Below are 19,481 nucleotides of genomic sequence, written 5' to 3'. Positions count from 1 at the left end.
TCTTATTAGTTTAAAGCTGATAATCTTTCATTACGTTTTTTGAACCATCCGGCGCAGGAATCCGTGCGAAAAATAATCATTTTATCGGTGCGATCGGGCTTAAACGCTGAAAAGTGCGTTTTTTCTTAAAAATCACTAATGGAAAAAATTATTATACCGCGAAATTAAGTGGTACGGATTAATGAGTGTTAACCACGGCTGACTAATGCAAATCGCGTTGGGTGCGGAGAGGGAAACGCGGATAAGCAAACCGGGCTGGGCGCCCGGTTATCCGCCGGAAGCGCGTTACGGCTGCGGCTCTTCGTGTTCGGCCAGCGCTTCGATGGCCGTTTCCGGATCGTCATCCGGCGCCGGCGCTTCATGCATCCACACCGAAACCAGCCGGTAAGAGACCGCCAAAACGACCGGACCGATAAACAGTCCAATCATACCGAAGGCGATCAGCCCGCCAATGACGCCGGAAAGTATCAGAATCATCGGTAAATCGGCGCCCATGCGAATCAGCATCGGACGCAACACGTTATCCAGCGTGCCGACTACGCAGCTCCACACCAGCAGCACAGTGCCCCAAGTGGTGTCGCCGCTCCAGTAGAGCCAGATAATCGCCGGCACCAGCACAATCAACGGTCCAAGCTGCACTAGGCAGGTAAGAATCATTAATACGGTCAGCAGCGTGGCATACGGAATGCCGGAAATCGCCAGGCCGATGCCGCCCAGCACGCCCTGCACCAGCGCGGTAACCACCACGCCGAGCGCCACGGCCCGGATCGCCTGACCGGCCAGCAGCACGGCGGCGTCACCGCGCCGTCCGCCCATGCGGTAGGCAAAGTGACGGATGCCGAGACCGACCTGCTCACCGCGCCAGTACAGCAGCACGCTGAACAGCAGCATCAGGGCAAGGTGCAGCATGAAACGGCCAAAGTGTCCGGCTTGGGCGACAAAGAAGCCGGTGGTGCGGCCAATATAAGGCTGGACCTGGCTCATGATCGCCGCGCCACCGCCGTCGATCAGTTTATGGTAGCTGGAATAGAGTTTGCGTCCGGCATAGGGAATATCGCGCAGCCAAGCGAGATCCGGCAGCACCAGATGGCGCTGGGTCGCCCAAGCGATGACCGGCGCGCTGTTATCAATCAGGCTGCTGACCAGTAGCGCGATAGGAATAATAAATAGCAGCAACAGCAGAATCGTCATGGCAATCACCGCCAGCGAACGGCGACCCCACAGCAGTTGCTGCAGACGAATCATCAGTGGCCAGGTGGCAATCACCACCATGCTGGCCCAGGCGAAGCCGAGAATGAACGGCTGCACCACCCACAGACAGGCAATGATCATCAGTAAAATGAACATCAGCGAGAACAACATTTGCGGTAGATCCATACCGCGTTGCAGGCTTTTCATCACAACACAGACCTCAGGTAATCCTTCAGGAGGGCGCTCCGCGGCGCCTTCACAATGATGATCTATTTCCTGAAAATTAAACAGAAAAAGCAGCGCGACGCGGCCGTTTTCCTGAAAAAACAGCGGGCGGCAAAAAAATGTGATACAACCAAGAGCTGAAAAAAATTAACCACGCAAACGTTTACAACATCCCGGTCACGAAATAATGATCCCACACATTTCTCAGGCGCCAGGCCTCGTTCAACTGGTGCTGACATTCCTGCAGTCGCTGAAAGAACAAGGATTTACCGGCGACACCGCGACCAGCTATGCCGACCTCCTCACGCTCTCCACCGATAACAGCATCTATCAGCTCCTGCCCGATGCGGCGCTGTTTCCGCGTTCAACGGCGGACGTGGCGCTGATCGCCCGACTGGCCGGTGAGCCACGTTTCAACAGCCTGGTGTTCACCCCGCGCGGCGGCGGTACCGGCACTAACGGTCAGTCGCTCAATCAGGGCATTGTGGTCGACATGTCGCGCTACATGAACCGCATCCTGGAGATCAACACCGAGCAGGGCTGGGTGCGGGTAGAAGCAGGCGTGGTGAAGGACCAGCTCAACGCTTGGCTCAGGCCGTACGGCTTTTTCTTCTCTCCGGAGCTGTCGACCAGTAACCGCGCCACGCTGGGCGGCATGATCAATACCGATGCCTCCGGTCAGGGCTCGCTGGTGTATGGCAAAACCTCCGATCACGTCGAAGGCTTGCGTGCCGTGCTGCTGGGCGGCGAAATTCTTGATACGCGCGCCATGCCCACCGCGCTGGCAGAACAGCTGGCCACGACGCCGACCGCTGAAGGGCGCATCTATAAAGAAGTGCTTAACCGCTGCCGCGAGCAGCGTGAACTGATTCTGACAAAATTCCCCAAACTGAACCGCTTCCTCACCGGTTATGACCTGCGCCATGTGTTCAGTGATGATTTGCAAACTTTCGACCTGACGCGCCTGTTGTGCGGCGCCGAAGGCACGTTGGCCTTTATCACCGAAGCCCGACTGGATATCACACCAATCCCCAAAGTGCGCCGGCTGGTGAACATTAAGTACGATTCGTTCGATTCCGCGCTGCGCAATGCGCCTTTTATGGTCGAGGCGCAGGCCCTGTCGGTGGAGACGGTGGATTCGAAAGTGCTGAACCTGGCGCGCGAGGATATCGTCTGGCATTCAGTCAGCGAGCTGATCACCGATGTGCCAGGCAAAGAGATGCTCGGCCTGAATATTGTCGAGTTTGCCGGCGACGATGCAGCGCTGATTGCGCAGCAGGTGACGACGCTGTGCGCGCGGCTGGATGAGCTGATGGCGCAGCAGCAGGGCGGCGTGATGGGCTATCAGCTGTGTGATGATCTGGCGGGTATTGAGCGCATCTATAACATGCGTAAAAAAGCGGTTGGCCTGCTCGGCAACGCCAAAGGGCGCGCCAAACCGATTCCGTTCGTGGAGGACACCGCCGTGCCGCCGGAGCATCTGGCGGATTACATTGTGGATTTTCGTGCGCTGCTCGACAGCCACGGCCTGAGCTACGGCATGTTTGGTCACGTGGATGCCGGCGTGCTGCACGTGCGTCCGGCGCTGGACATGTGCGATCCGCAGCAGGAGATGCTGATGAAGCAGATCTCGAACGAAGTGGTGGCGCTTACCGCGCGCTACGGCGGTCTGCTGTGGGGCGAGCACGGCAAAGGCTTCCGCGCCCAGTACAGCCCAGCGTTCTTTGGCGAAACATTATTCAATGAGCTGCGTCGCATCAAAGCGGCGTTCGATCCGGATAACCGCCTCAATTCCGGCAAAATATGTACGCCGCTGGGTAACGAAGAGCCCATGATGCAGGTCGATGCGGCAACGCGCGGCAGCTGGGATCGCCAGATTCCGCTGACGGTACGCAATGACTGGCGCGGCGCGATGGAGTGTAACGGCAACGGACTGTGCTTCAACTTTGACGTGCGCAGCCCGATGTGCCCGTCGATGAAAATCACCCGCAACCGTATCCACTCGCCAAAAGGACGCGCCACGCTAACGCGTGAGTGGCTGCGCCTGCTGGCGGAGCAGGGCGTTGACCCGCTTAAGCTGGAGCAGGCCTTGCCAGCACAGGGCGCTAGCCTGCGCAGTCTGATTCAGCGCACGCGCAATTCGTGGCATGCGAAGCAGGGCGAATATGACTTCTCGCATGAAGTGAAAGAGGCGATGTCCGGCTGCCTGGCGTGTAAAGCCTGCTCGACGCAGTGTCCGATTAAAATCGATGTGCCGAACTTCCGATCGCGCTTCCTGCAGCTTTATCACACCCGCTATCTGCGCCCGGTCAGCGACCATCTGGTGGCGTCGGTCGAAAGCTATGCGTCGCTGATGGCTAAAGCACCGCGGGTGTTCAACTTCTTCCTGAAACAGCCGTGGATGCGCGACCTCAGCCAGCGCCACATCGGCATGGTGGATCTGCCGCTGCTCTCGTCGCCCAGCCTGAAGCAGCAGCTGAGCGGCCACCCGGCGATGCGGGTCACGCTGGAGCAGCTGGAGGCGATGGATGCGACCCAGCGCGAACAGCACGTGCTGGTGGTGCAGGATCCGTTTACCAGCTATTACGAAGCGCAGCTGGTGACCGATTTCATCCGGCTGATTGAAAAACTCGGCTACCGGCCGGTGCTGCTGCCGTTCTCACCCAATGGGAAAGCGCAGCACGTGAAAGGTTTTCTGCAGCGCTTTGCCCGCACCGCCGGCAAAACCGCTGAATTCCTCAACCGGGTGGCGCAGCTCGGTGTGCCGATGGTCGGTGTCGATCCGGCCACGGTATTGTGCTATCGCGACGAGTATCAGCAGGTGCTGGGCGAGCAGCGCGGCACGTTCCGCGTGCAGCTGGTGCATGAATGGCTGCACGGCGCGCTGGCCGGGCGCGAGGTGCAGATCGCCAGCGGCGAAGCCTGGTATCTGTTTGCCCACTGCACCGAGGTCACGGCGCTGCCGTCAACGCCCAATCAGTGGCAGGATATTTTTGCCCGTTTTGGCGCGAAGCTGGAGAACATCAACGTGGGCTGCTGTGGCATGGCCGGCACTTATGGTCACGAGAGTAAAAATCTGGCGAACTCGCTGGGCATTTATGAACTGTCGTGGCATCCGCAACTGCAGAAGCTGCCGCGTCAGCGCTGTCTGGCGACCGGCTTCTCCTGCCGCAGCCAGGTGAAACGCGCCGAGGGCAACGGTATGCGCCATCCGCTACAGGCTTTGCTGGAATTGATGTAAACAAATTGTAGGAGCCGTCACAAAGCTGGATTAGAATATCCAGCCTGCGTGGCGGACAAAATCACTTTGCAGGCGGGTAGCCTGGTCCCAGTCGCCGCTGAGCGCCAGTTGATGACACAAACGGGTCAGCGACAGGCGCGCCAGCTGGTAAGCCTGAATACGGAACAGGCGATCGCGATCGTCATTGCCCATCTCCTGCACTAAGCGGTGGTGCAGCTTGCCCATCGCGTGCAGGTAGCTGTGATCGTCGCCGTTCAGCTGGCAGATTTCGGCCATGTCGAGACAGGTATCGTTAAAACGACGCAGCTGTTCAATTGAACAATTGGTGCGGTTGAGCTTTGCCTGAGCCAGATAGAAGTCGACGGTGATATCGCGGACCGAAAACTTATATTCGTCGATTTTGTGTTGTAACCAGGCTGAGACGGAAAGCGTCATGTCGCCACCCAAAGTAGGTTAGTGATAATCATTATCATATTAAACCGCGCCAGGAATGCAATTCCCGCCGTGAAATTTTATTGATTTCCTTTGCCTGTTACAAAAATCGGCAATAACAATCTCTTACCTTCAGCAAAGGCGTAACCTATCAATCAGAGCATAAACTTAAAAAGCGAACTGGAAAATTTACGGCTTATGAAGAGGTTACGTTCTGACGGCGCGCGCGGGAATGGCGCGCACAAGCTGGTGGGAAGGGACTATGCTTAATAAAGCAGCAGTAAAAAACAGCACGAGATGATTATCCCTGCAAAACAAGAGGTTGAAGTGATATCTGATATCACTACTATAGGGGGAAAGTCTGAAAAGACCCAGACTTACGAGGTAGCATTATGTCATCAGTAAATGCAGCGTCTTTTTCACCTGACGAATTCGTCTGGAAAGGGCTCACGCTGACCGAGTCGGCAGCGAAACAGATTCTCAGCCTGGTGGAACAGGACCCGGAAGTTAAGGGCCTGAAACTGGGTGTGAAACAGTCCGGCTGTGCCGGTTTTGGGTACGTTATGGACCTGGTGAAAGCGCCTGCCGATGACGACCTGCAGTTCGAGCAATATGGCGCAAAACTGTTTGTGCCGCTTCAGGCGATGCCGTTTGTTGACGGTACCGAGCTAGATTATGTCCGCGAAGGCCTGAACCAGATTTTTAAATTCAACAACCCTAAAGCTCAGCACGCCTGCGGGTGCGGTGAAAGCTTTGGCGTCGAGTAAGTGAAATATGTCACGACACAGCGAAGCATCTGACGATGTACAAACCTGGGAAGGCAGCCTGAACTACAAAGAAGGCTTCTTCACCCAGCTGCAAACCGACGAACTGGCACACGGCATCAATGAAGATGTGGTGCGTGCCATTTCGGCCAAACGTAACGAACCCGAGTGGATGCTGGAGTTCCGTCTCAAGGCGTTTCGCGCCTGGCTGGAGATGGAAGAGCCACACTGGCTGAAAGCGCACTACGACAAACTCGATTATCAGGATTACAGCTACTATTCCGCGCCGTCCTGCGGCAATTGCGATGACAGCTGTGCATCTGAACCGGGTGCCACCCAGACGTCCGGCAGCGTCGCCTCCAGCGATTACCTGACCAAAGAAGTGGAAGACGCGTTTAACCAGCTGGGCGTGCCGGTGCGTGAAGGCAGAGAAGTGGCGGTGGACGCCATTTTTGACTCGGTGTCCGTGTCGACCACTTATCGCGACAAGCTGGCTGAGCAGGGCATTATTTTCTGCTCCTTCGGTGAAGCGATCCTCGATCATCCGGAGCTGGTACAGAAGTATCTTGGCACTGTGGTGCCGCACAACGATAACTTCTTTGCCGCGCTCAACTCGGCGGTGGCGTCCGACGGCACCTTCGTCTACATCCCGAAAGGCGTGCGTTGCCCGATGGAACTGTCGACCTATTTCCGCATCAACGCGGCGAAAACCGGCCAGTTCGAACGTACCATTCTGATTGCCGATGAAGATAGCTACGTCAGCTACATCGAAGGCTGTTCAGCGCCGGTGCGCGACACCTACCAGCTGCACGCAGCGGTCGTCGAAGTGATCATCCACAAAAACGCCGAAGTGAAATACTCCACGGTGCAGAACTGGTTCCCGGGCGGAGAAGGCGAGGGCGGTATCCTCAACTTCGTGACCAAGCGTGCGCTGTGTGAAGGCGAGCACAGCAAGATGTCGTGGACGCAGTCCGAAACCGGCTCAGCCATCACTTGGAAATACCCAAGCTGCATCCTGCGCGGTGATTACTCGGTGGGCGAATTCTACTCCGTCGCGCTGACCAGCGGTCGCCAGCAGGCCGATACCGGTACCAAGATGATTCACATTGGTAAAAACACCAAATCGACTATCATCTCGAAAGGTATCTCGGCCGGTAAGAGCCAGAACACCTACCGCGGTCTGGTGAAAATCATGCCGACCGCGACTAACGCGCGTAACTTCACCCAGTGTGACTCGATGCTGATTGGACCGGACTGCGGTGCGCACACCTTCCCGTACGTGGAAACGCGCAATAACAGCGCGCAGCTTGAGCACGAAGCCACGACGTCGCGCATCGGTGAAGATCAGATGTTCTACTGCCTGCAGCGCGGCATTAGCGAAGAAGATGCGATCTCGATGATCATCAACGGCTTCTGTAAAGACGTTTTCTCCGAGCTGCCACTGGAATTCGCCGTGGAAGCGCAAAAACTGTTAGCGATCAGCCTTGAGCACAGTGTCGGCTGATGCCACACGCGTTGCCGGAAGCAATGTGAAGGAAAGAGTATGTTAAGCATTAAAGATTTACAGGTTAGCGTTGAAGACAAAGAGATTTTGCGCGGTCTGAACCTCGAGGTTAAGCCGGGCGAAGTGCATGCCATCATGGGCCCGAACGGTTCCGGCAAGAGCACCCTGTCTGCCACGCTGGCCGGTCGTGAAGATTATGAAATCACCGGCGGTTCCGTGACCTTTAAAGGCAAAGATCTGCTGGAGCTGGAGCCGGAAGAGCGTGCCGGTGAAGGCATCTTCATGGCGTTTCAGTACCCGGTCGAGATCCCGGGCGTCAGCAACCAGTTCTTCCTGCAGACTTCGGTCAATGCAGTGCGTAAATACCGTGAGCAGGAAGAGCTGGACCGTTTTGACTTCCAGGACTTCATCGAAGACAAGATCAAGCTGCTGAAGATGCCGGAAGATCTGCTGACCCGTTCCGTCAACGTCGGTTTCTCCGGCGGTGAGAAAAAGCGTAATGACATCCTGCAGATGACGGCGCTGGATCCTGAGCTGTGCATCCTCGATGAAACCGACTCCGGTCTGGATATCGATGCGCTGAAAATTGTTGCAGAGGGCGTGAACAGCCTGCGCGACGGCAAGCGCTCATTCATCATCGTGACGCACTACCAGCGCATCCTGGATTACATCAAGCCAGATCACGTGCACGTGCTGTATCAGGGCAAAATCGTGAAGTCTGGTGACTTTACGCTGGTGAAACAGCTGGAGGAGCAAGGCTATGGCTGGCTTACCGACCAAGAGTGATAACGCGCTGCAGCAGTGGCACCATCTGTTTGAGTCACGCGGCGAGCAGCGTTCGCTGCAGGCACAGCAGCACTGGCAGCAGCTGATGCGTGTCGGCCCGCCGACGCGCAAGCATGAGAACTGGAAATACACTGCGCTGGACAACCTGCTCACACAGCAGTTCGTGCAGGCGGAAGCGCCAGGCGTGAGCGCTGAGCAGGTGGCTGCGCTGGCGCTGCCGCTGGACGCGATTTGCCTAGTGTTTGTCGATGGCCGCTTCCAGCCTGAGCTGAGCTCGCGTGACACCGGTCTGTTTGACGTGCAGCACAGCCGTGCCGCCGGGCGCCGTCCGTTACCGGCCGCGGTACAGCCGGAGGTGTTCCTGCACCTGACGGAAAGTCTGGCAGAAGAGGTGACCTCGATTCGTCTGCCGCGCGGCAAAGCTGCGGCGCAGCCGCTCTATCTGCTGCACATTACCAGCGGCCAGGCGGATGCGCTCAACACGGTGCATCATCGTCACCATCTGGAGCTGGAATCCGGCGCGGAAGCGCAGGTGATCGAGCATTACGTGACGCTGAATGGCCGCGCCCACTTCACCGGCGCGCGCTTTACCTTTGCGGTGGGCGACAATGCGCAGCTGAAGCATACCAAGCTGGCGTTTGAAGAGAGCAGCAGCTACCACTTTGCGCACAACGACATCGTGATTGGCCGTGACGCGCAGGTGAGCAGCACCAGCTTCCTGCTGGGTGCCGGTTTGTCGCGTCACAACACCAGCTTGCAGCTGAACGGTGAGAACACCCAGCTTTCGCTGAACAGCTTGGTGCTGCCAGTGGGCAGCGAAGTGGCGGATACGCGCAGCTATCTGGAGCACAACAAAGGCCACTGCCTGAGTCGCCAGCTGCACAAAACCATTTCGCGTGACAAAGGGCGCTCGGTGTTTAACGGCCACATCAAAGTGGCGCAGCACGCGCTGAAAACTGACGGCCAGATGACCAACAACAACCTGTTGCTCGGCCGCTTGGCGGAAGTGGACACCAAGCCGCAGCTGGAAATCTACGCCGATGACGTTAAGTGCAGCCACGGCGCGACTATCGGTCGCATCGACGATGAGCAGATGTTCTACCTGCGTTCGCGCGGCATCGCCGAAGACGCGGCGCAGCAGATGCTCATCCATGCTTTCGCCGCTGAACTGACGGAAGCGCTGGAAGATGACGCGCTGCGTCAGGTGGTACTGCAACGTATTACCGACCGTTTCCCGGGAGTTGAGTCATGAGTTTCGATCTCGAACGAGTCAGAGCGGAGTTTCCGATTCTGAGTCGTGAGGTCAACGGACATCCGCTGGCCTACCTTGATAGCGCGGCCAGCGCACAGCGCCCGCTCGCGGTGATCAACGCGGAGAGTCACTTCTATCAGCACGGCTATGCGGCCGTGCACCGTGGCATTCACTCGCTGAGCGTGCAGGCGACCAGCGATATGGAAAACGTGCGCGCCCAGGCGGCGCGTTTTCTGCATGCCGCCGCGCCGGAAGAGATCATCTTCGTTAAAGGCACCACCGAAGGCATCAATCTGGTGGCCAACAGCTGGAGCGGCAGTCAGCTGCAGCCGGGCGATAACCTGATCGTCACCGAGATGGAACACCACGCCAATATCGTGCCGTGGCAGATGGTGGCCCAGCGCACCGGCGCGGAAATCCGTGTTCTGCCGCTTAACGACAACGGTGAGCTGGCGCTGGAACAGCTGGCGGGGCTGATCGACAGCCGTACGCGCCTGCTGGCAGTGACGCATGTTTCCAACGTGCTCGGCACGGTTAACCCGGTGAAAGCCATCGTGGCGCAGGCGAAAGCCGCGGGCGTGGTAACGCTGGTGGACGGCGCCCAGGCTGTGATGCACCACCCCGTTGACGTGCAGGATATCGGCTGCGATTTCTACGTGTTCTCCGGCCATAAAATCTATGGGCCGACCGGGATTGGCGTGCTGTACGCGCGTAAGGTGCTGCAGGAGATCATGCCCCCGTGGGAAGGCGGCGGTTCCATGATCGATCAGGTAATGCTGCCCATCGGGACCACTTGGAATGGCGCACCGTGGCGCTTTGAGGCCGGCACGCCGAATACCGGCGGCATCATTGGTCTCGGCGCGGCGCTGACGTGGATCAGCGAACTCGGTCTGGAGACGATCCATCAGCGCGAAAGTCAGCTGATGCGTTACGCGCTGGACAAGCTGGCGTCGGTGCCGGACTTGGTTATTTACGGCCCGGCCGAGCGCAGCGGCGTGGTGGCGTTTAACCTCGGTAAGCACCACGCGTTTGACGTTGGCAGCTTCCTCGATCAGTACGGCATTGCCATCCGCACCGGCCACCATTGCGCCATGCCGCTGATGCGTCATTATGCGGTGCCCGCGATGTGTCGCGCCTCTTTCGCGCTCTACAACAGCGAAGAGGAAGCCGATCGCCTGGCGGCTGGCCTGACGCGCATTCATCGTCTGCTGGGCGGTTGAGCAGATTTCAGGAGTTATGCATGGCAAACCTGCCAGAAAAAGAGAAACTGGTGCGCAACTTCAATCGTTGCGCCAACTGGGAAGATAAGTACCTCTACGTCATTGAACTCGGGGCAAAATTACCAGAATCCTCTGAAAGCTTGCACCAGCCGCAGTACGTCATTTCCGGCTGTCAGAGTCAGGTATGGATTCGGATGACCCCACAGGCAGACGGCACCATTGCTTTTGAAGGTGACAGCGATGCCGCCATCGTTAAGGGCTTGATTGCCGTCGTATTTAGCCTGTATCAGGGCCTGAAAGCGCCAGAGATTCTGGCACTGGATGTCGCCCACTGGTTTGGCGAACTGGCCCTGACGCAACACCTCACCCCTTCGCGTTCACAGGGGCTGGAAGCGATGATTCGCGCGATCCGGCATAACGCACAGTCTCTCAGCTAAGTTACACTCTCCAGACCCCGGCCATGACCGGGGTCTGTTCCATCCGACAAAGGGAAAATTGCATGAAACCTGCGCTTCGTTTAGCCGGTGCATTGCTGTTGTCCTGTTTCGGACTGTCTGCACCTGCGTTTGCTACGGAATACCCCCTGCCAGCCGCTGATAGCCGCTTGATTGGCGAAAACACACTGACCACCGTCCCGGATGACAAACGGCCGCTGGAGAGCATTGCCGCGCGTTATAAGATAGGCATGCTTGGCATGCTGGAAGCCAACCCGGGCGTCGACCCTTGGCTGCCAAAAGCCGGAACGCAGCTTACCGTGCCGCTGCAGATGCTGCTGCCGGATGCGCCGCGTGAAGGCATCGTGATCAACCTGGCCGAACTGCGTCTCTACTACTATTCCAAAGGGGAAGGTCGCGTAGTGGTTTATCCGATCGGCATCGGTCAATTGGGTGCCGCCACACCCAATATGGTGACGAGTATCAGCCAGAAAATCCCTAACCCCACCTGGACGCCCACCGTCAATATCCGCAAACGCTACGCCAAAGAGGGCATCACGCTGCCCGCGATGGTGCCTGCCGGGCCGGGATAACCCGATGGGGCTGTTTGCGCTGCGTCTGGCGCGCGGCAGCGGCCAGTATCTGATTCATGGCACCAACGCCGACTTCGGCATCGGGATGCGCGTCAGTTCCGGCTGTATTCGTTTGCGCCCGGACGATATCGAAGCGCTGTTCAACAGCGTGCCGCAGGGTACACGCGTACAGGTGATTAACCAGCCGATCAAATATGCGATCGAACCGGACGGCAAACGCTACATCGAGGTACACCAGCCGCTGTCGCGTAATGAGCAGGACGATCCGCAGACCATGCCGATTGCGCTGAGCGCGCCGCTGAAAGCCTTTATGAAGAGTGCGAAGAGCTACAGTGCGCTGATTAAGGCGGCGATTGAACGTCGTTCAGGCATGCCGGTGCTGGTGAGCAGTGGAGAACCGGTGAGTGAGGTGACGCCGCTGCCGGCAGTGCTGCAGACGCAGCAGGGGGCAACAGGCGGTGCGCAAGCCACCATCAGTCAGGCGTAGGGCGAAGTCGCTGCGACACCGTGATTCAGGGCCAGCGGACGGCAGAATTCGGACAAAAAAAATGGTGCCACAAGGGCACCATTTTTCAAACCAGAACTCTTACTTACGGTAAGAGTGAGCCTGGTTGTCCAGACGCTGGTTAGCGCGAGCTGCGTCGTCTTTAGCAGCCTGGACGTCAGAACGGATTGCGTTCACGTCGTTGCTCAGCTGGTCAACTTTAGCGTTCAGAGTCTGAACGTCTGAAGACAGCTGGTCGATTTTAGCGTTGCTTGAGCAACCAGCCAGCAGAGTTGAACCTAGGATTACCGCGCCCAGTACCAGTTTAGTACGATTCATTATTTATACCCTCTAGATTGAGTTAATCTCCATGTAGCGTTACAAGTATTACACAAAGCTTTTTAAGTTGAGAATAAATTTTTGATGAGAACATGCTTAAATTTGATCGTTCGCTCAAAGAAGCAGCGTTTCGCAGAACATGATGAAAATATTTAGCGAAAACAGAGAGATTTAATCGGATTAACCTTAATTCTGCGGGATATTGAATAGTTATTATCGATTGGAATTTTCCGCTTTTTGTCTAAGGGGCGGAATAAAAAAAGCGCCCCGAAAGGCGCTCTTTTAAATAAACATCACCGGCTCGATCAGAGTACGTGCACCGACGCGGTATTGGTGGTTCCGCTCGGTACCAGCGCACCCGAAACCATCACCACGACATCGCCTTTCTGCGCGTAGCCGCTCTGCAGCGCCATCTTTTTGCCGATGCGGTAAAAATCATCGGTCGAGGCGATTTCGCTCACCAGACGCGTTTCAATCCCTTTGCTGAGGATCAGCTGACGCGCGGTGGTCTGGTTAGTGGTCAGGGCCAGAATGGTGGCATCCGGGAAGTATTTACGCACGGATTTAGCCGACTTACCGCCTTCGGTCGCCACCACAATCACCGGCGCTTCCAGTTTCTCAGCGGTCTCAACGGCGCCACGGCACACCGCTTCAGTGATACGCAGCTTGCGCGAATCCTGAAGGGAATCGATGCGCGATTTCATCACGCGATCGGTACGCTCGCAGATCGTCGCCATGATGGTGACCGACTCCAGCGGGTATTTACCCTTGGCGCTCTCACCGGACAGCATCACCGCGTCGGTACCGTCGAGGATGGCGTTGGCCACGTCGCCGGCTTCAGCACGGGTAGGGCGCGGGTTCTTGATCATGGAATCCAGCATCTGCGTCGCGGTGATCACCACTTTGCGTGCTTTATTACATTTCTTGATCATCATCTTCTGCGCGAAGATCACTTCTTCAACCGGGATTTCCACACCGAGGTCACCACGCGCGACCATGATGCCGTCAGAGGCTTCCAGGATCTCGTCGAAGTTGTTCAGGCCTTCCTGGTTTTCGATCTTGGAGATGATCTGAATGTGTTCGCCGCCATAGGCTTTCAGGTGCTCACGGATTTCCAGCACGTCTGAACGTTTACGGATGAAGGAAGCCGCAACGAAATCCACGCCTTGTTCGCAGCCGAAGATCAGATCACGCTTGTCTTTTTCCACCAGCGCCGGCAGCTGAATGGACACGCCCGGCAGGTTGACGCCTTTGTTTTCGCCAAGGTCGCCATTGTTCAGCACTTTACACACCACGGTGTTTTCCGTGACTTCGGTGACTTCCATCCCGATCAGACCATCGTCGACCAGCACGGTGTTACCAATTTTCAGGTCTTCGGTGAAATCGGCGTAAGTAACGGCAACGCGCTCGCTGTTACCAATCACTGACTGATCGGTGGTGAAGGTGAAGGTCTGGCCAGCTTTCAGGGACACATCATTGCCACCGTCCAGTTTCATGGTACGGATTTCCGGGCCTTTGGTGTCCAGCAGAATCGCGGCCTGGCGACCGGTTTTTTCCATGACGGCACGCATGTTGGTGATGCGCTGACCATGTTCGGCATAATCCCCGTGAGAGAAGTTCAGGCGCATGACGTTCATGCCCGCTTCCAGCAGTTGAGTAAGCATCTCTTCGGATTCGGTTTTCGGACCGATAGTACAAACGATCTTGGTCTTTTTCATGTCAGATTTCTGTAAGTTGTGATGGATGATAAAGGTCGGGGTTCGATGCGCTTGGCACCGAAGTAAAAATCGGTTTGGTGTTGGTACGTTTGACACAGAAGTAAGAATAGGTGACGACGGCTAAGCGTGCAGAGAAGTTATGCGCCGGGCGGAGAGACCGTAGCGACGGCGTTGCGCAAATGATGTAAGTGGCTGGCATAGGCACGTTAGCGCTGAAATCTTTCAGGTGGAACAACGCGGCATAGTATACTCGCTAAGTATGCGAAAACCAATATAAAAGCAGAGGGATAAAACCGACTCAGATCAAGGAAAGGCGAGTTGCGCAAGGGAGATAACAGCAAAAGTGGTGCGCTCTAATGGACTCGAACCATCGACCCCCACCATGTCAAGGTGGTGCTCTAACCAACTGAGCTAAGAGCGCAACACGCTGTCAGGGCGACAGCGGGGACGAATATTAACGGCAGGCCGTGATGCTGGCAAGCGGAAAAATGATTTTTCCTGACGACTGACCAGCAACTGTGCTATGCGTCGTTTTTTTCGCCATCGCGGGCCAAATAAACGCCCGCTCAGCCACTTAGCGCGCGGCGCGCGCCAGAATCACCTGCGCCGGTAAACGCTGCAGACGGCGGATGCGCCAGATCATCATCACCGCCGCCGACGTCAGACCGACGATAAATCCGCACCAGAAACCGGCTGGCCCCAGCGGTGCCACCACCCAGTCGGTCAGCGCCAGCACGTAACCCACCGGCAGCCCCAGCACCCAGTAGGCGATCAGGGTAATAAAGAAGATCGAGCGCGTGTCCTTATAACCGCGCAGGATACCGCTGCCGATCACCTGAATCGAATCCGAGAACTGGTAGATGGCCGCCAGCAGCATCAGCTGCGCCGCCAAGGTAATCACTTCCGGATTGGCGGTGTAGAGCGCGGCAATATCGTGGCGGAAGGTCACGGTAAACAGCGCGGTGATCGCCGCCATGGTGATACCTACGCCCTGACCGGTCCACGCGGCGATGCGGGCCTGTTCGGCCGAGCCCTGGCCCAGACGGTAGCCGACGCGAATGGTGGTGGCGACGCCGAGCGACAGCTGCAGCACAAACATCAGCGAGCTAAAGTTGAGCGCGATCTGATGACCAGCGACTTTCACAATGCCGAGCGGCGATACCAGCAGCGCCACCACGGCAAACAGCGTGACCTCGAAAAACAGTGCCAGCGCGACCGGTAATCCCAGCGTGAACAGGCGCATCAGTATGGCGCGCGACGGTGGCGACCAGCGGCTATGCATGCGGATATCGCGCATGGCCGGCATGCGCTTCAGCCAGAAGCGCATCACCAGATACATCACCCAGTAAACGGACGCGGTGGCGACGCCACAGCCCACGCCGCCCAGCGCAGGCATACCGAAATGGCCGTAAATAAACACATAGTTCAGCGGAATGTTGGTCAGCAGGCCGAGGAAACCCAGCAGCATCGCCGGCTTGGTCTTCGACAGCCCTTCACACGGATTACGTGCCACCTGGAAAAATAGGTAGCCCGGTGCGCCCCACAGCAGCGCGTGCAGATAACCTTCTGCTTTGGCCGCCAGCTGAGGATCAATGTCATGCATGGTGTGAATCAGGTGGCTGGCGTTCCACAGCACCACCATAATCAGCAGCGCCACGCCCGCCGCCAGCCAGTAACCTTGGCGTACCTGTTCTGCGATGCGTTCGCGTCGCCCGGATCCGTTGAGTTGCGCAACGGTTGGCGTCAATGCCAGCAGCAGACCATGACCAAACAAAATGGCGGGAAGCCAGATAGAGGTGCCGACAGCAACGGCGGCCATATCCGTGGCGCTCACCGCACCGGCCATTATGGTATCCACAAATCCCATCGCGGTCTGTGCCACCTGAGCAAGGATGACCGGGATCGCGAGGGCCAGCAATTGACGCGCTTCTGTTAAATACTTCTGCACGTATCACCTGTGTAATTTAAGAAGAGAGCGGGGTTAAATCCCCAAAGAATGCGCGACCTAGTGTAGCGGTAGTCCGCACTTCCGCCAAACATTGATCGCATTTGGCTGCGCCATTTGTGTAAAGTTTGCGCGTCGGCAAATTAAACCTTGCGGCGCAAGCTGTGATAAACTGCCACAAACTTCGCAGAGGCTGAAATTATGTTTACCGGAATTGTGCAGGGCACGGCAGAAATTGTCGCCATTGAAGAAAAAGAGTTGTTCCGCACCCACACCGTGCGCTTGCCTGCTGAGCTGCTGCCCGGCCTGGCGCTGGGCGCCTCGGTAGCGCACAACGGGTGCTGCCTGACGGTGACCGCCATTGACGGCGATCGCGTCAGCTTCGATCTCATCAAAGAGACGCTGTGCATCACCAACCTCGGTGAATTACAGGTTGGTGACATCGTGAATATTGAGCGCGCCGCGAAATTCAGCGATGAAATTGGCGGACACCTGATGTCCGGTCATATTATGACCACCGCCGAAATCTGTAAAATTATCCAGTCAGAGAATAACCGCGAAGTGTGGTTTAAATTACAGGACGCTGAGCAGATCAAATATATTCTGCATAAAGGATTTGTCGGCATCGATGGTATCAGCCTGACGGTCGGTGATGTAACCAAAAGTAAGTTCTGCGTGCATCTGATCCCGGAAACGCTGGAGCGCACTATACTGGGCGCGAAGAAGCTGGGGCACCGGGTCAATATCGAAATCGATCCGCATACCCAGGCGATTGTCGACACCGTTGAACGTGTGCTGGCGCAGCGTGATGCCGCGGCCGCGCTGGAGGCACAAACGCTGCTGGACGCGGAGTAATCGCTAATAAAAAAGGCGCGTTAAGCGCCTTTTATCATGGCACGGAAATCAACGCGCCACGCGCAAACCGCCTTCGGCGCCGCGGCTGAAGACCACCTGCCACAGCTGGATATCCCGCGCGCGAAACGCACCGGCGCAGGCGTTGAGGTAATAGCTGAACATCCGTTTGAAACGTTCGCCATACTTCTCCGCCAGCTGCGGCCATGCCGCCTGGAATCGCTCATACCAGGCCATCAGCGTGGTGTCATAATCCGCGCCAAAGTTGTGCCAGTCTTCTATGATGAAGTGGGATTCGCTGGCATCGGCAATCTGCCGTACCGACGGTAAACAACCGTTGGGGAAAATGTATTTATCGATCCACGGGTCGACGTTCATGTCGGTTCTGATCGCCCCAATGGTGTGCAGCAAAAACAGGCCTTCCGGTTTTAGGTTACGATCAACCACATCGAAGTAGGCGGCATAGTTTTTCGGCCCGACGTGTTCGAACATGCCCACCGACACGATGCAGTCAAACTGCTGGTTCAAATCACGGTAATCCTGCAGCAGGATGGTCACATCCAGACCGGCACAGCGCTGCTGCGCCATTTTCTGCTGCTCGGCAGAGATGGTCACGCCATGCACTTTCACCCCGTAATTACGCGCGGCGAATTCCGCCAGTCCGCCCCAGCCGCAGCCGATATCCAGTAGCGTCATGCCCGGCTCAAGCTGCAGCTTGCGGCAAATCATATCCAGCTTGTCCTGCTGTGCCTGCTCCAGCGTTTCCGCGCTTTTCCAGTAGCCGCAGGAGTACTGCATAAACGGATCGAGCATCAGTGAAAACAGGTCGTTGCCAAGATCGTAGTGCTCTTTGCCAACAATCCAGGCGCGTTTCTTTGACTGCAGATTGGTGAGGCGCGCCGCGGCAATGCGCAGCGTGTCTTTGAAATGGTGCGGTAACTGCTTACCCAGATGATGTTTCAGCACGCGGTGGAAGAACATATCCAGACGTTCACACTCCCACCAGCCGTCCATGTAGCTTTCACCGAGGCCCAGCGATCCCTCCTGCAGGACCCGTTTGAAAAAATCCGCATGTCTGACCTGAATATCCCAAGGGCGTGTGCCGTTGATGTGAATGTCTGCCCGCTCCAGTAATTCATGGGCGATACGAAACCATTGGTTTTCTTCAAGGCTCACTTCTTCTATACACGATGAACTCATAGCTTCTCCATCACCTTTCCGATTTGAACCTGAGAAAAAGAATAGTCAAATTCCTCAGGCCTGTGAGAGAACTCACGGAAAATCCGTGCGCCAGATAGCCGACGTATTACAGAGGTATGAATCTGAATAGAAATGTCTGCCACAACTCCGGAGGTGAATATCGTGCAGACACCATCCCAGCGACAGTGTCGCTAAAAATACGCTCATTATGTTATTGATTTGTTGCAGAAATGCTGACCCACTGAGTATATGCTCACGTAGGTCAGTATTCAATGTCTTATCGTTAGATTGCTAACGATAATCGTTGCCTTAGCAATTATCTTCGCAGGGACGGGAAGCGTGAGCAATATCACTTTGTGCACTGGCGCTGCGCTGCCACAGGAAACCGGCCCAGGCGAGGATCACCGTCGCCACCATGACCAGCGTGGTATGCAACAGCGCCTGCTGCAGACCGGCGGAAACAATCAGGCTGGCGAGGAAGCATAAGCCCAGCTGCAGCAGATTCTGCAGGCCGGCCGCTTTGCCGGTGGCCTGCGGGAACGGGGCGAGGGCGCTGGACACCACAATCGGATAAATCGCGCCATTGGCCAGCGCCATGCCGCAGAACGGCAGCAGCGTCAGCCAGCTGGGCTGCGGCGTGCTGTCGTGGCGCGCACGCGGCGCGCTGGCCAGTTTCAGCGTGCCGAACAGCAGCACCAGCGTCACCAGCGTGAGCGCGAGGAAGATGGCGCGCCAGTGAAAATGGGCCATCAGCTAGGCACCCAGCAGCGGCGCCAGCGCCGGTGACAGCGCCACCAGCGGCATAATCGTGGCAAACACTTTGTTGGCTTTGGCCTGCGGATAGCTATCAACCACCAGCGCCTGCCAGCTCACCGCCGCGGCGCACACGCCTACCGCCTGTACAAAGCGCAGCGCCAGCATCAGCCAGACGTTAGTCACCCACAGCATGGCGAGACAGCTCAGGGCAAACAAGCTCAGGCCCGCCAGCAGAATGGGTTTACGGCCAAAGCGATCCGACAGCACACCCCACAGCACCTGCGCACAGGCAAAGCCGCCCAGAAATAGGCTCAAGCTGGCGCTGATGGTGCCCGGTGCGGAAGCAAAGTCGTGCTGCATGGCGCCGAAGGCGGGTAAATACATATCGGTGGCCAGAAAGCCGAGCATGCTCAGCACGGCAAGGTAGGGCAGAAATCCTTTGGATGACAGCATGGTTTTTCTCATTCGGCAGGTTGAACGGCGGGAAGTGTAAAAGGGTGCAGCGGGCTTTGTGAAACGCTAATATTTGCAGGATGCTGTTAAAA

Annotated in this window: 14 protein-coding genes, 1 tRNA gene and 2 pseudogenes; 9 read left to right on the top strand and 8 right to left on the bottom strand. The window is 56.9% G+C overall.

Features of this window, described 5'->3' with window-relative positions:
- Positions 1-285 precede the first annotated feature (285 nt).
- Positions 286-1,398, bottom strand: coding sequence for an AI-2E family transporter YdiK (gene ydiK, locus AC6I8M_RS08420; RefSeq protein ID WP_010616248.1), 1,113 nt, complete (start codon positions 1,396-1,398; stop codon positions 286-288).
- A 205-nt stretch (positions 1,399-1,603) separates the two neighbouring features.
- Between ydiK and ydiJ the strand changes: the two genes are divergently transcribed.
- Complete coding sequence (gene ydiJ / locus AC6I8M_RS08415) at positions 1,604-4,657, top strand: D-2-hydroxyglutarate dehydrogenase YdiJ (RefSeq protein ID WP_010616250.1); 3,054 nt, start codon at positions 1,604-1,606, stop codon at positions 4,655-4,657.
- A 30-nt stretch (positions 4,658-4,687) separates the two neighbouring features.
- Here ydiJ and AC6I8M_RS08410 read toward each other — a convergent pair whose 3' ends face one another.
- Positions 4,688-5,092, bottom strand: a complete 405-nt coding sequence (locus AC6I8M_RS08410) for a hypothetical protein (RefSeq protein ID WP_010616251.1) — start codon at positions 5,090-5,092, stop codon at positions 4,688-4,690.
- Positions 5,093-5,481: 389 nt separating this feature from the next.
- Between AC6I8M_RS08410 and sufA the strand changes: the two genes are divergently transcribed.
- The 7 genes and pseudogenes from sufA (at position 5,482) to AC6I8M_RS08375 (ending at position 12,129) form a co-directional block, all read left to right on the top strand.
- Positions 5,482-5,856, top strand: coding sequence for a Fe-S cluster assembly scaffold SufA (gene sufA, locus AC6I8M_RS08405; protein WP_010616252.1), 375 nt, complete (start codon positions 5,482-5,484; stop codon positions 5,854-5,856).
- Positions 5,857-5,863: 7 nt separating this feature from the next.
- Positions 5,864-7,357, top strand: coding sequence for a Fe-S cluster assembly protein SufB (sufB, locus tag AC6I8M_RS08400; RefSeq protein WP_010616253.1), 1,494 nt, complete (start codon positions 5,864-5,866; stop codon positions 7,355-7,357).
- Between the two features lie 39 nt (positions 7,358-7,396).
- Complete coding sequence (sufC, locus tag AC6I8M_RS08395; RefSeq protein WP_010616254.1) at positions 7,397-8,143, top strand: Fe-S cluster assembly ATPase SufC; 747 nt, start codon at positions 7,397-7,399, stop codon at positions 8,141-8,143.
- Entirely contained in the window at positions 8,118-9,395 is a 1,278-nt protein-coding gene (gene sufD / locus AC6I8M_RS08390) for a Fe-S cluster assembly protein SufD (protein ID WP_010616255.1), read from the top strand. The genes sufC and sufD overlap by 26 nt, the downstream gene beginning before the upstream one ends.
- Positions 9,392-10,615, top strand: a complete 1,224-nt coding sequence (gene sufS, locus AC6I8M_RS08385; RefSeq protein ID WP_010616256.1) for a cysteine desulfurase SufS — start codon at positions 9,392-9,394, stop codon at positions 10,613-10,615. The genes sufD and sufS overlap by 4 nt, the downstream gene beginning before the upstream one ends.
- A 20-nt stretch (positions 10,616-10,635) precedes the next feature.
- A complete protein-coding gene (gene sufE, locus AC6I8M_RS08380; protein WP_498013761.1) occupies positions 10,636-11,052 on the top strand; it encodes a cysteine desulfuration protein SufE in 417 nt (138 codons plus the stop codon).
- A gap of 62 nt (positions 11,053-11,114) precedes the next feature.
- Positions 11,115-12,129, top strand: a pseudogene (locus tag AC6I8M_RS08375) (L,D-transpeptidase family protein).
- Positions 12,130-12,228: 99 nt separating this feature from the next.
- On the opposite strand, the gene AC6I8M_RS08370 reads toward AC6I8M_RS08375, so the two are convergent.
- The 4 genes from AC6I8M_RS08370 to AC6I8M_RS08355 all read right to left on the bottom strand — a co-directional run bounded on the left by AC6I8M_RS08370 (position 12,229) and on the right by AC6I8M_RS08355 (position 16,131).
- A complete protein-coding gene (locus AC6I8M_RS08370) occupies positions 12,229-12,465 on the bottom strand; it encodes a major outer membrane lipoprotein (protein ID WP_007374746.1) in 237 nt (78 codons plus the stop codon).
- Positions 12,466-12,770: 305 nt separating this feature from the next.
- The gene (pykF, locus tag AC6I8M_RS08365) at positions 12,771-14,183 is read right to left on the bottom strand and encodes a pyruvate kinase PykF (RefSeq protein WP_010618398.1); all 1,413 of its coding nucleotides are present in this window, start codon (positions 14,181-14,183) and stop codon (positions 12,771-12,773) included.
- A 344-nt stretch (positions 14,184-14,527) separates the two neighbouring features.
- Positions 14,528-14,604: transfer RNA gene (locus AC6I8M_RS08360), tRNA-Val, on the bottom strand.
- Between the two features lie 153 nt (positions 14,605-14,757).
- Complete coding sequence (locus AC6I8M_RS08355; RefSeq protein WP_058948808.1) at positions 14,758-16,131, bottom strand: MATE family efflux transporter; 1,374 nt, start codon at positions 16,129-16,131, stop codon at positions 14,758-14,760.
- Between the two features lie 198 nt (positions 16,132-16,329).
- Here AC6I8M_RS08355 and AC6I8M_RS08350 point away from each other — a divergent pair, with 198 nt between their 5' ends.
- A complete protein-coding gene (locus tag AC6I8M_RS08350; RefSeq protein ID WP_010618397.1) occupies positions 16,330-16,983 on the top strand; it encodes a riboflavin synthase in 654 nt (217 codons plus the stop codon).
- Positions 16,984-17,031: 48 nt separating this feature from the next.
- On the opposite strand, the gene cfa is transcribed toward AC6I8M_RS08350, so the two are convergent.
- Together cfa and AC6I8M_RS08340 are read right to left on the bottom strand one after the other, a co-directional pair.
- Positions 17,032-18,180: a cyclopropane fatty acyl phospholipid synthase gene (cfa, locus tag AC6I8M_RS08345; RefSeq protein WP_010618396.1), complete on the bottom strand. Its 1,149-nt coding sequence runs from the start codon at positions 18,178-18,180 to the stop codon at positions 17,032-17,034.
- A gap of 309 nt (positions 18,181-18,489) precedes the next feature.
- A pseudogene (locus AC6I8M_RS08340) lies at positions 18,490-19,389 on the bottom strand (Bcr/CflA family efflux MFS transporter).
- Positions 19,390-19,481 lie beyond the last annotated feature (92 nt).

This window comes from Type-A symbiont of Plautia stali (assembly GCF_059731155.1).
This window is presented reverse-complemented; position numbering and strand designations above follow the sequence as displayed.